Raw genomic sequence first — 11,809 nt, 5'->3', positions numbered from 1 at the left:
CGCGCCGGCTCTTTATCGCGCAGCTGTGGCCCGTTCGCTACAGGGCATGGTTAACAAAATGCAGGCGCCTCGAGATCGGCTGTCTCAAAAGGAATTCGGATTTCGGGCGCGAATTCCGACCGATCGGAGGATTTTCGCTCGCGAGAGAGCGCTCAAGCGGCCGCGACGGCGGCGTCCGTGAAAATATCACCATATATATCGATGGTGCGCCGAAAGCCCTCGGCGATGCCGATGCGCGGACGCCATCCCAGCGTCTCCAGCCGCGTCGTGTCGGGGGCGGAACGCTGAACCACGCTCGGCAGATAGTCCGAGAGCGGAACGCTCAAGCGCAGCGACAGGCCGCGCTCCGGATAGAGACCCACCAAAGTCTCGGCGAGGCTGCGGACGGAAGTGACCGCCTCGCCATTGCCGACATTATAGGCATGGCCGGCCTCGCCATTCAGCAGCACCGCGAAGAAGGCGCGCGCGGCGTCGGCGAGATAGCAGAAGGCGCGCTCGGCCGATCCGTCGCTATTGAGGACGATGTCCCGCCCCGTCACAATGTCGCGCACGAAATCCGCGAAGACGCGGCCGTCGTCGAGCCGCATGCCCGGCCCATAAGTATGGAAGGGCCGCACGATGACGGCTTGCGTCCCATATTGCGCGCAATGGGCGACGCAGAGCGTCTCCCCCATGCGCTTCGACTCGGCGTAGCAGGCGCGCTGCGTCGCCGGATCGAGCCGGCCGAAGACCGTCTCCTCCACCGGCTGGGCCTGCGGCGGCAGCGCGCCATAGACCTCCGAGCTGGAGAAATAGAGGAAACGGGAGGCGTTCTTGCGCCGCGCCAGATCGAGCAGGCGCGAGGTCCCGATCACATTGGGCGCCGCCGTGCCGACCGGATCGACTCCATAATAGCGCGGGCTCGCCTGGCTGGCGGCGTGGACGATCATATCGACCGCGCCAGGCGGATCGAAGGGCTCGACCACATCGCCTTCGACGATCGTCAGAGCGCGATTGTCGAGATGCGCGCGAAAGCGGCGCTCGGCCTTTTCCCGCGAGCGGACCAGCGCCAGCACATTCGGGCTGATGTCGGGGCGGCTCTCGGCGAGGGCGAGCAGAGCGTCGACCATCATCGCCGGCAGAAAGCCATTGGCCCCAGTCACGAGAATGGTGCGCTCGGCGAGTTGCTCCCAGGGCAGATCGGCGGCGAGAATATCGGCGATATCCGCACCATAGAGCGGATGATTCAGCAGAAGCGCGCCATCGGGAGCCGCATTCATGCGCGCGCTCCGATCTTGCGGGCGCCGCGGCCGGCGATGAGCGCGCGCGCCTGCGCGGCGATGGCGGCGGGATCGAGCCCGGCGCGCCGGCGCAGCGTCTCCGTGTCGCCGACGAGGCTCGGAAACGCCTGCGGCGCGGTGAGATCGACGAAGGCCTCGCCCATCCCGCGCGCGAGAAGAGCCTCCATGACGCCGACCGACAGCGGATTGCCGCGATAGCCCTCGAAGACCGACACGACCGGCGCGCCGGTCAGCAGCGCGGCGAAAGCCTCCGTCGGGAACGGCTGGACGATCGGAACGCTGACGACAGCGGCCTCGACCCCCTCCCCCGCCAAAGCCTCCGCGGCCGCGAGACATTGCGTCACCGAGCCGCCGCTCGCCGCCAAGGTCACATCGGCGCCGCGACGGGCCGCGAAGGCCGCCGTCTGCGGCGAGAAGATCGGCGCGCCATAAGATGCGCCGCTCTCGCGGGCGATGCGGAAATAGGCGGGGCGCGGATCGTCGAGCAGCGCCGCGTAACAGCGATCGAGCTCGGCGGCATTGCCCGGATTGGCGACGACGAGATCGGGCAGCGCCGCCATGATCGTGGCGTCCTCGAGCGCGTGGTGAGACGGCCCCAGCGTCCCATAGGAGAAGCCGGCGCCGACGCCGATCAGCCGCACGGCGCGGCGCTGATAGCAGATGTCGTTGCGAATCTGCTCGAGGCAGCGCGCCGTCATGAAGGGCGCGATGGAATAGGCGAAAGGCCGGAAACCGCTGGCGGCCAGCGAGGCGGCGACCGAGACCATATTGGCCTCGGCGACGCCCATATTGACGAAGCGCTCGCCGAGCGCCTGCTCGAGCGGCTCAACAAAGGAGAAGCCGAGATCGCCGGTCAGAAACACGATTCTGGGATCGACGCTGGCGTCGGCCTCGATAAGCTCGATGATCCGCTTGCGCATCAGGCGAGCTCCAGATCCGCGGCGAGCGCCGGCTTGTAATGTGAGGCGACGGTGTTCTCTATACGGGCGACGCCCTTGCCCTTCACCGTATGGGCGAGGATGACGCGCGGACGCCCGCGCGAGGGCCGCTCGAGCGCCGCGACGAGCGCTGCCCAATCATGGCCGTCGAGCTCGATCGTCTCGAATCCGAAGCTGCGCCATTTGGCGCCGAAGGGCTCGAGGTCCATCACCTCGCGCGTCGGCGCCAGCGATTGAATGTGGTTGTAATCGACGATGGCAGTGAGCGAGGAGAGCTTGCGCGCGCCGGCGAAGAGCGCCGCCTCCCAGGTGGAGCCCTCGTCGCATTCGCCGTCGGAGAGAATGCAGAAGACGCGATGATCGCTTCCGCGCAGACGATGGCCGAGCGAAAAGCCCGTCGCCAGCGATAGGCCATGGCCGAGCGAGCCGCTGGTGGCGTCTATGGCGGGGACCGCCTCGGTGAGGCCGACATGTCCCCACAGCGCCGTGCCATTCTGCAGATAGGCGTCGAGCAGGCTCGGCGCGACGAGTCCATATTGCTCGAGCGCGGCGTAATAGGCCATGGCCGCATGGCCCTTGGAGAGAATGACGCGATCACGCTCTGTCGCGCGGGCGGTCGCCGGACGCAGATCGGAGACGGCGAGCACGGCGTCGAGGATTTCGACGACGCCGAGCGAGGAGCCTAGATGCGCGGAATTGGCGCTATAGGACATGGAAATGACGCGTCGCCGCGCTGCAGCGCAACGCGCGGCCGCCGCCGCGCCGTCCTGCGATAGGGGCGAATGTTTCCGGCCCCGCGCCGAGCCTGCTCTCGCCATCGGTCATGTCCTCGCCATTTTCACGGCCACTATGCCTTTCGAAAGGTTAACGCTTGGCTTAAGGCCGGCGACTCTCGCTCGGGCTTGCGCGCCGACGCCGATATGCGACAATGGTAAAATCGTCCGAAGCGCAAACGATCGAGCGGAGACAACCGCGGAGTGCGTCGCACATGAAGACCGCCGATCATAAGGCCGGGCATTATCAGAGCTTTCTGGCTCCGGCCGAACAAAGGCTCGTGCGCGCGATCGTGATCGAGCTGCCGGAATCCGTGACGCCTCTGCAGCTGACCCGCATCGGATTGTTCGGCGCCTGCGTCGCCGCCGTGGCGCTCATCGGCTGCCGCTGGTCGGCGCTGTGGATGCCATTGATTCCGCTCGGCGTCTTTCTCAACTGGTTCGGCGCCGCGCTGGACGGCCGGCTGGCGCTGCATCGCAAGACCGCCGATCCGCGGCTCGGCCTCGTCGAGCACACATTCGATCTCTTCTCGCAAATATTGCTGATCGTCGCCTTCGGCCTCTCGCCCTTCTTGTCGATCGAGTCGGCCTTCGTCGTCCTGATCTGCTATCTGCTCTTCTCGGCCTATACTTATATTCGCGCGATCGTCCGCCACGTTCAGCAAATGGCCTATATCGGCCTCGGCGCGACCGAATTCCGCCTGCTGATGGCGCTGTGGCCCTTCGCCGCCCACGCCATGGGAATAGACGAGACCAATGACGTCGGCGTGTCCCGGCTCGACGCCGCCATCATGATTTTGGCGGGCTTCGCCATTTGCGGGCTCGCGATCAAGGCGCTCTCCGACGCGCGCCGCGTCGCGATGGACGAGAGCGGCCGGGGCGTCTGAGCCCCGCCGCCCGCCGCGGCCATCTCCTCCAAAAAATCGGCTTTGGCTCGAAAGTCTTCGCGCGCCGGCGCGAACGTCGCTATGGACGCCTGCCGAGGAGAGAGGAAAATAGTTTCCGAGCATTTTCTGATTCGCGTCCCGTCGGCGTGCATGTTTTTCCCGCTGGCGAGACGATGCGGATAGAATTGTCTCGGCGGCCGAGACGGGAGAGACGGACCAAGATGAAACTCGATTCGAGAAGCTGGGCTTTGGTCGCGGGCTGCGCGCTCGTCGCGGCTGCAGGCGTGTTCGCTCTGAGCCAAGCCGGCTTTTTCTCGACGCCGGACCCCTCCTCGCTCTGGTCGTGGTCGCTCGACAATTGGGAGACGACGGCCGTCGGCGCCTCCGGTGAGCGCTTTCGCGTCGCCCATGAGCCGCTCGCCCTGGCGCGCAATCTGGCGCTGATCTCCGTCGCCTTCATCGGCGTCGTGCTGGGAACGCCGCGCGTGGTGGAGATCGTCACGCGCTCGGGGCGCGGCGGCGGCGCAGTCGCAGGAGGGGCGCCGGAGGATTTCGCCAAGACGCGGCGGCTGATCGACGGCGAGCTCGGCACGATTCTCACGCTGGTGCGCTCGCATCTCGACAGCAACAAGACCTATTCCGCGGCCCTTGTGAAAGGCCATAAGGAGCTCACCACGACGACGAGCCCGGATCAGATCCGCGCCGCCATCGTGCTGCTGATCGCCGAAAATCAAAAGATGCTGCGCGAGACCGAGGAGCATCAGCGCCGGCTGGAGGACTCGCAGCGGCAGATCACCGAATTGCGCGCCGAGCTGGCCGAGACGCAGGAGCTCAATGTCCGCGACTCGCTGACGCAAGTTTTCACGCGCCGCCATTTCGACGACACGCTGGCGCGCGAGGCGAAGATCGCGGCTTCGTCGGCGAGCTCCTTGAGCCTCATCATGGCCGATATCGATCATTTCAAGAAGATCAACGACGGCCACGGCCATCTCATCGGCGACGAGGTGCTGAAGAACTTCGCCAGGACGATGACCAAGCATGTCGAGGAGAAGGACACGGTCGCGCGCTATGGCGGCGAGGAATTCGCGATCATCATGCCCGCCGTCTCCTTCGCCGAGGCGAAAATGGCGGCCGAGCGCATTCGCGCCGAATTCGAGAATAAGAAATGGGCGATCAAGGGCGGCGCGCCGATCGGCCGCATCACCGCCTCCTTCGGCGTCGCCCAGCTGGCCCCGCATGAGAACGCCGAGAGCCTGATCCAGCGCGCCGACGCCAAGCTTTATGTCTCCAAATCGCGCGGGCGCAATCTCGTCACTGTCGACGCCGATCTCTCGCCCCGTTGAATATTTCGACCAGACTGGTAGATTTATCCGGCGTGGCGCGCGAGGCGCTTTTTTCCACCGAAGGCGACGAGCATGGAGACGAGCCGTTCCGGCGCTCCGGCCGACAGCGCGGCGACGATCGCCGAGCTTTTCTATCTGAAGCCGACCGACACAAAGCCGGTCTCCTATACATTCGAGCCGCCGCCGGGCGCGGGCTGGCAGAGCGGCGAATATTTGCCGCAGCAGACCAAGATCGCCGATGCGCGCCGCCACGCCGCGGACGCCGCCATCGATCGCGAAGGATTCCAGCTCCTCGAGGCGCCGACTCTGGTCGAGGATTTCTGGAGCGAGGCGCAATTGCGCGCGATCTATTATCCCGAGACCGAGGCGCTGCTGAAACGGGCGCTCGGCGCGCGCGACGTCCATATCTTCGACCATACGCTGCGCATGCGCATGCGCATGCGCCCCGGCCCAATGAGCTTTCGGCGCTCGGTCGACGGCTCGCCGCGTGAGCCCGTGGGCCGCGCCCATGTCGATCATACGCACCACTCCGCGCCCAAGCGCCTGCGCGAGATCATGGGGGATGCGGCCGAGCGCTTCTCGCGCCCACGCTTCGCCATCATCAATGTGTGGCGGCCTTTGTTCGGCCCGGTGGAGGATGCGCCGCTCGCCGTCTGCGACGCGCGCAGCGTCGCGCCGGGCGATCTCGTCGCCTGCGATCTCGTCTTCCGCGACCGGCGCGGCGAGACCTACGCCCTCGCCTATTCGCCGCAGCAGCGCTGGTTCTATTATCCGCGCATGCGGCGCGGCGAGGTTCTGCTGCTCAAATGCTATGATTCCCGCGCCGATGTGGCGCGCTTTTCGCCTCACACGGCCTTCGACGATCCGGCGACGCCGCAGGGCGCCCGCCCGCGCGAGAGCATAGAGCTGCGCTGCTTCGTCGCTTTCGACGACTGACCCTCGCCGCGCATGCGGCCGAGCCTCGAGGACGAAAAATGAACGATATTCCCTATCGCGCCGCGCTCATCGTCGGCGCCGGCTCTGGCGTCGGCGCCTCGCTGGCGCAGCGCTTTTCCGCCGCCGGGCTGAAAGTGGGCGTCGTCGCCCGCGACGCGCAGCGGCTCGCTCCCATCGCGGCGGCGACCGGCGCCGAGGGCTTTTCCGCCGACGCCACCGATCCCGCTTCGGTCGAGGCGCTGTTCAAAGCGGCGGAGGGCAAGCTCGGCGAGATCGACGTCGTCGTCTACAATGCCGGCGCGCGCATCCGCGGATCGCTCGCCGAGCTCGATCCGGAGGCTGTGCGGCGCGCTTTCGACGTCAACGCTTTCGGCGGATTTCTCGTCGCGCGCGAGGCGGCCAAGCGCTTCGAGAAGCTCGGGCGCGGCGCGCTCTTCTTCACCGGCGCGACCTCGAGCCTGAAGGCCTATGCGATCTCCGCCCCCTTCGCCATGGGCAAGTTCGCGCTGCGGGCGCTGGCGCAGAGCGCGGCGCGCGAATTGGGGCCGAAGGGCGTGCATGTCGCCCATGTCGTCATAGACGGCGTGATTCGCGACGCCGGCCGCGTCGATCCCGCCGACGCGACGCTCGAGCCCGACGCCATCGCCGACGCCTATGTCGATCTCTTGCGCCAAAAGCGCAGCGCCTGGTCCTTCGAGGTCGAGCTTCGGCCCTGGTGCGAGAAATTTTGACAAAAGCTGAATCTGCAGCGCGACAAAATGTCGCAAAGTGGACCAAGGCGTGTTATCGTGAGCCGTCGACCCAGGGCGAGCGCCCGCTAGGCACGGCGCGCTCGTCCCCATAACGACGAATAAAACGGGGAAAGCGCTCATGAACACGATTACGGCTATCCTATCGATCGTCGCGACCTGCGCCGCCGTCACTGCCGCGATCACCGCTTTCGCGAATATGTGACCCGAGCAGTCGTTCGGAGGGCCTGCGAGCGTTCGTTTCTTGCGCAGCCCCGCCTCACTCAGGTCTCGCCGACGCAGATGCGCCGGCGAGGCGCACGGCCGTCGCGGATCACTGAAACGCATCATCCGTCGATGGAGGACGTCAGTGGCGGCTGCAGAAGCCGAGCGCCTCCCGACGCGCTTTCAGCGCATCCGGCATCCGCCATCGGCACGCCGGTACAGCAATCGCCCACGCTTCGCGGTCGCGTGACCGCGACACGAGCAATTCCGCAAAAGTCAGTCGCGCCCGGCTCTCCATATCGGGAAAGCGATTATCGTCGAGACCGCCGTCGTCTCCGAGAAGAATATTCAGCTGCGCTTCGGCCGCTCCGGCGGCGCCGAGATCGATCAGCAGCGTGGCATAAGCAAAGCGCGCCCTCGGGTCATGCCGGAACTGCGCATATCCCGCCAGAAGCAGCACGGCCGCCAACGCGCCTGCGGCCTTCGCCGGATGTTGTCGCACCGATCCGAAGGCCCGGCGCGACCAATTGGCCGCTTCGTCCCGAACAATGTCGGACCAGCTGCGAAAATCGCGCGCCTTTCCGTAGACGAGCGCCCCCTCCATCGCCGCGATCTTTCGCGTGACGGCGCCCTTCGGGTCCGCGATGGTCACGATCTTGAATCCGTCTTCCGGCATCGCATTGAGGATCGCGTTCAGCTGATCCTGCGTCGGCCGGAGCGACCGAGCGTAAGCGACGACGGCGACATAATTCGCAAGCCCGGGCGAAAGCTTCAGCCTCCGTCCGACGAGCCAGACGCTGGCGACGGGAAGATCGGCGAGCGTCGCTCGCAGACGCTCGAGCTCGGCGGCGCCCAGACCATGATCGATAAAATCATCGGTCGGCAGGACGTTGGAACGCTCGGCTTCCGCCGCGCTCCGACGCTGGTCGGCCTCCTGCACCGTCTCGACATAGCGGAGGCCCCGCTCGATGTCGCGACGATCGAGGAAATAGGAGGCGAGAATGCGCGCCCCCGGCTCTCGCGCGTCGGGCGACAGCTCCATCGCACGTTCTATGTCCAGAACGCCGTCGTGGTCGCCATCGGCGAGACGCAGCCTTCCGCGCATGAACAATGACGGAGCATGATCCGGCTGGCGCGACAGAGCCGCCTCGACCAAAGGCCGCGCCTGTTCCCGCCCCTCGGCCTCCTCGATCAGCGCCGCATAGTCGAGCAATCCGCTCTCATCGAGCGCGTCGACGCTGCCGCTATATTCGGAAACACGCTCCGCGAGCTTCTGATGACGCTCGCGCGCCAGCGACCATTGCTCCCTTATCGCGCTCGACCATTTCGAATTGGCCTCGGCGACGAGACTCTCGCGCAGCTCTCCGAGCAGGAGCTCGCCTGCGGAGCGCTGAAGAAGCGCGGGCGGCCGCGGTGTCTCGCCGAGCGCTTGCAGCCGATCGGCGACGCAAGGATGAGTATCCGCCAGCGACGTCCGACGCGCGAGGACGCGCCGCATCGACGCCTCGATCTCGGCGGGCGAGATTCGCCGGAGCGCCAGCAGAGAGCGCGTGAAAGAATCGCTCGGCGGCTCGCTATCGGCCCCGGCCTCACGGAACAAGGCGGGCCAAAATTCGTTCTGGAGATGGTCGTGGAACACGTCCGAAGCCAAAAGCGCATGCGCGCCCACGGCCGCTCCGACGACCGCCGCGCCGGCGCGGTCCGCGTCATATTCATTGGCGCGCGCCAGCACGAAACTATAGGCGTTGAAATAGGGCGCATACCAATTCAGAAAACGCGTGAAGACGCCGCTCATGAAATTGCCGCCGCCGGACAGCGCCTCGAGAATGCGCGGCCACGCTTGGCGAATGCGATAGATCCAATTTCGAAAACGCGTCTGCTTGCCAGAGAGATGACCGAGCTCGTGGCCCAGAACGAAATCGAGCTCCTCGGGGGTCACGGCTTCGAGAAAAGGCAGGCCGATCACCAGATGATTGCGCGGCCGACCGAACACGCCGAAGCTCGGAACCTGCATCACCCCGACATTGAAACTGCCGACATCGACGACGACGCGATGAATGGGCGACGCCATCAGCTTCGCGCGCGCTTCGTCTATTCGCGAGAAAAATCGCGGCGCGGATTCGCGGGTGATCTCGAAGCCCTGTGGCGGCTCGATCCGAACCAGCAGCGAGCGGCACAGCAGCCAGGCGATCACCGTCGGAAACAAGGCGAATTTGATCACCGGAAGGTGATTATGCGCAAAAGCGTCGTAGAACAGCAGCAGGCCCGCGCCCGCCGAAAGCAGCAGGATCGAGGCGATGAAGGCGAAGCCGAGCGTCGCCAGCAGGAAGACGCGGATGCGATAGGCGCGCGGGTTGCGCTCGGCCAATCGCTCGCAAGCGAAGACGAGCTTCTCGAATTTGAGCAAATCATGCATGAAAAAACGTTTCGGAAAAATGGGTTGCCGCATGGGCGCGCGCGCCGGAATGGCCTCCGACATCGTCGCCCCGGCGCCGAGACTAGCCGAGCCTCGGCGATTTGCAACCTCGCTCTCCAGAGTGTTTTCGAACGAAGTGGGGAAGAGGTTCGCGTGAAGAAAACACGACCGAGATCAGATTCAATCTGGTTCGATGTGAACCGGAATGACTCTAGGGAATTTCTTCCACATCCGCGAGCCAAGCCGCGGCGCTCGAATCGCTGGGCGCGCGCCAGTCGCCGCGCGGCGATAGAGAGCCTCCGGAACTGACCTTCGGTCCATTGGGCAGCGCCGAGCGCTTGAACTGGCTGGTCGCGAAGAAGCGCCGCGCGAAGACGCCGAGCCAATGCTTGATCTCCTCGACGTCATAGGCGCGGCGTTCATTAGCCGGAATATCGACGGGCCAGCGCCCGGCCGCGGCGTCGCTCCAGGCGTGAAAGGCGAGGAACGCCGTCTTGGACGGCGCGAAGCCGTAGCGCGTCGTGTAGAAGAGATTGAAGTCCTGCAGTGCATAGGGACCGACGACATCCTCCGTGCGCTGCACGCTCACGCCCGGCACCAGCTCCGGCGAAATTTCCGTGCCGAGAATGTCGCGCAGCACGGCGACCGTCTCGGCGCCGAAATGAGCGTCGCGCGCGCACCAGCGGATGAGATGCTGGATCAGCGTCTTCGGCACCGAGGCGTTCACATTGTAATGCGACATTTGATCGCCGACGCCATAGGTGCACCAGCCGAGCGCGATCTCCGAGAGATCGCCTGTGCCGAGCACCAGCGCGTCGTGTCGATTGGCGAGGCGGAACAAAAGAGAGGTGCGCGCGCCGGCCTGCACATTCTCGTAAGTCGTGTCATAGACGGGCTCGCCTCGCGCGGCGGGATGGCCGATGTCCTCCAGCATCTGCCGGCAGGCGGCCGTCACATCGATCTCCTGCGCGGAGACGCCGAGCGCGCGCATCAGCCGCCAGGCGTTGGCCTTGGTGCGGTCGGTGGTGGCGAAGGCCGGCAGCGTATAGGCGAGAATATTCTCGCGCGGCAGGCCGAGCGCGTCGAAGGCGGTGACGGCGACCAGCAGCGCATGAGTCGAGTCGAGCCCGCCGGAGACGCCGATGACGAGGCGCTGAAAATTCGCCGCCGCGAGCCGCTGGCGCAGGCCGTGCGACTGAATATTGAAGGCCTCGAAGCACAATTCTGCGAGGCGCGCCTCGTCATCCGGCACGAAGGGAAAGCGCGCCACCTCGCGCAGCAGGCCGAGATTCTTGTCGCGCGGCGCGTGCAGCTCGAAGGCGATGCGGCGAAAGCTGGTCGCGCCCGCCTCTATGTCCGCGCAATCGCCGAAAGTGACCTGGCGCATGCGCTCGGCGGCGAGCGTCCCTAAGTCGATGTCGGCGAGAATCAGCTGCGGCTCATCGGCGAAACGCTTCGCTTTGGCGAGCAGCGCGCCATTCTCATAGATCATCGCCTCGCCGTCCCAAGCGAAATCGGTGGTCGACTCGCCCTGCCCCGCGGCCGAATAGAGATAGGCGGAAAGGCAGCGCGCCGAATGGGCGGCGCAGAGCGTCGCGCGATAATCGGATTTGCCGACGATCGCATTGCTGGCCGAGAGATTGAGCAGCACGGTCGCGCCGGCGAGCGCCGCCCGCGTCGAGGGCGGGATCGGAACCCAAACGTCCTCGCAAATTTCCGTATGGATCACGAGGCCGGGAAAATCGCTCGCCTCCAGCAGCACGTCGGAGCCGAAAGGCGCAGTCTGGCCGGCGATCTCCATGTCCTCGCCGGCGATAAAGGCGCCGGAAGCGAAATGGCGCTTCTCGTAGAACTCGCGATAATTGGGCAGATAGATTTTCGGCGTGACGGCGAGGATCTCGCCGCGCCGCAGGATCACCGCGCAATTATAGAGACGCCCGCGCCAGCGCAGCGGCGCGCCCACCGCGATCAGCGGCTGCAATGCCCGGCTCGCCTCCAGCAATCGCCCGATCGCCGCTTCCACGGCGTCCAGCAGCGCCGTCTGATGCAGGAGGTCGTCGATGGCGTAGGAGCTGAGCCCGAGCTCGGGGAAAAGAACCAGCGACGCGCCTTTCGCGTCCGCCTCGCGGGCCATGTCGATCGTGCGCGCGACATTGAAAGCGGGATCGGCGACGCGCGTGCGCGGGCCAGCCACGGCGACGCGAACGAAGCCATGCGAATGGAGCGAGAAGAAAGGATGCGTCATGCGCGCGATTATAGGGCCGCGGCGGCCATGACGTGAAG

The 11,809-nt window shown here is 65.8% G+C and carries 9 protein-coding genes; 4 read left to right on the top strand and 5 right to left on the bottom strand.

The annotated features are described in order from the left end of the window. Positions 1-152: 152 nt before the first annotated feature. The 3 genes from A1351_RS08175 to A1351_RS08165 are packed head-to-tail and all read right to left on the bottom strand — an operon-like array spanning position 153 to position 3,036. Complete coding sequence (locus A1351_RS08175) at positions 153-1,259, bottom strand: NAD-dependent epimerase/dehydratase family protein (RefSeq protein ID WP_051465424.1); 1,107 nt, start codon at positions 1,257-1,259, stop codon at positions 153-155. Continuing rightward, positions 1,256-2,200: a transketolase family protein gene (locus tag A1351_RS08170; protein ID WP_064032732.1), complete on the bottom strand. Its 945-nt coding sequence runs from the start codon at positions 2,198-2,200 to the stop codon at positions 1,256-1,258. The genes A1351_RS08175 and A1351_RS08170 overlap by 4 nt, the downstream gene beginning before the upstream one ends. Further along, the gene (locus A1351_RS08165) at positions 2,200-3,036 is read right to left on the bottom strand and encodes a transketolase (protein WP_083967232.1); all 837 of its coding nucleotides are present in this window, start codon (positions 3,034-3,036) and stop codon (positions 2,200-2,202) included. Before A1351_RS08165 ends, A1351_RS08170 begins: the two co-directional genes overlap by 1 nt. Positions 3,037-3,206: 170 nt before the next feature. Between A1351_RS08165 and A1351_RS08160 the strand changes: the two genes are divergently transcribed. The 4 genes from A1351_RS08160 (at position 3,207) to A1351_RS08145 (ending at position 6,888) form a co-directional block, all read left to right on the top strand. Further along, positions 3,207-3,878, top strand: a complete 672-nt coding sequence (locus A1351_RS08160; protein WP_026598906.1) for a CDP-alcohol phosphatidyltransferase — start codon at positions 3,207-3,209, stop codon at positions 3,876-3,878. Between the two features lie 221 nt (positions 3,879-4,099). Continuing rightward, the gene (locus A1351_RS08155; RefSeq protein WP_026598907.1) at positions 4,100-5,221 is read left to right on the top strand and encodes a GGDEF domain-containing protein; all 1,122 of its coding nucleotides are present in this window, start codon (positions 4,100-4,102) and stop codon (positions 5,219-5,221) included. 72 nt (positions 5,222-5,293) lie between these two features. Then, on the top strand, positions 5,294-6,157 hold the full coding sequence (locus tag A1351_RS08150) for a CmcJ/NvfI family oxidoreductase (RefSeq protein WP_064032731.1): 864 nt from the start codon (positions 5,294-5,296) through the stop codon (positions 6,155-6,157). A gap of 38 nt (positions 6,158-6,195) precedes the next feature. After that, positions 6,196-6,888: an SDR family NAD(P)-dependent oxidoreductase gene (locus A1351_RS08145; protein ID WP_064032730.1), complete on the top strand. Its 693-nt coding sequence runs from the start codon at positions 6,196-6,198 to the stop codon at positions 6,886-6,888. A 364-nt stretch (positions 6,889-7,252) separates the two neighbouring features. On the opposite strand, the gene A1351_RS08140 is transcribed toward A1351_RS08145, so the two are convergent. Continuing rightward, a complete protein-coding gene (locus A1351_RS08140) occupies positions 7,253-9,526 on the bottom strand; it encodes a M48 family metallopeptidase (RefSeq protein ID WP_198162298.1) in 2,274 nt (757 codons plus the stop codon). 211 nt (positions 9,527-9,737) lie between these two features. Continuing rightward, positions 9,738-11,771 (bottom strand): NAD(+) synthase, encoded by a 2,034-nt coding sequence (locus A1351_RS08135; protein WP_064032728.1) that lies wholly within the window; start codon positions 11,769-11,771, stop codon positions 9,738-9,740. Positions 11,772-11,809 lie beyond the last annotated feature (38 nt).

It is taken from the genome of Methylosinus sp. R-45379 (assembly GCF_001644125.1).
GTDB lineage: Bacteria > Pseudomonadota > Alphaproteobacteria > Rhizobiales > Beijerinckiaceae > Methylosinus.
Note: the sequence above shows the minus strand (reverse complement) of the source record. Positions and strands in the feature narration are given on the sequence as shown.

Excerpts from the sequence above, each read along its gene's own strand:
- A1351_RS08150 (WP_064032731.1), top strand. The coding sequence starts at position 5,294 with ATGGAGACGAGCCGTTCCGGCGCTCCGGCCGACAGCGCGGCGACGATC.
- A1351_RS08160 (WP_026598906.1), top strand. The coding sequence starts at position 3,207 with ATGAAGACCGCCGATCATAAGGCCGGGCATTATCAGAGCTTTCTGGCT.
- A1351_RS08145 (WP_064032730.1), top strand. The coding sequence starts at position 6,196 with ATGAACGATATTCCCTATCGCGCCGCGCTCATCGTCGGCGCCGGCTCT.
- A1351_RS08135 (WP_064032728.1), bottom strand. The coding sequence starts at position 11,771 with ATGACGCATCCTTTCTTCTCGCTCCATTCGCATGGCTTCGTTCGCGTC.
- A1351_RS08170 (WP_064032732.1), bottom strand. The coding sequence starts at position 2,200 with ATGCGCAAGCGGATCATCGAGCTTATCGAGGCCGACGCCAGCGTCGAT.
- A1351_RS08140 (WP_198162298.1), bottom strand. The coding sequence starts at position 9,526 with ATGCATGATTTGCTCAAATTCGAGAAGCTCGTCTTCGCTTGCGAGCGA.
- A1351_RS08175 (WP_051465424.1), bottom strand. The coding sequence starts at position 1,259 with ATGAATGCGGCTCCCGATGGCGCGCTTCTGCTGAATCATCCGCTCTAT.
- A1351_RS08165 (WP_083967232.1), bottom strand. The coding sequence starts at position 3,036 with ATGGCGAGAGCAGGCTCGGCGCGGGGCCGGAAACATTCGCCCCTATCG.
- A1351_RS08155 (WP_026598907.1), top strand. The coding sequence starts at position 4,100 with ATGAAACTCGATTCGAGAAGCTGGGCTTTGGTCGCGGGCTGCGCGCTC.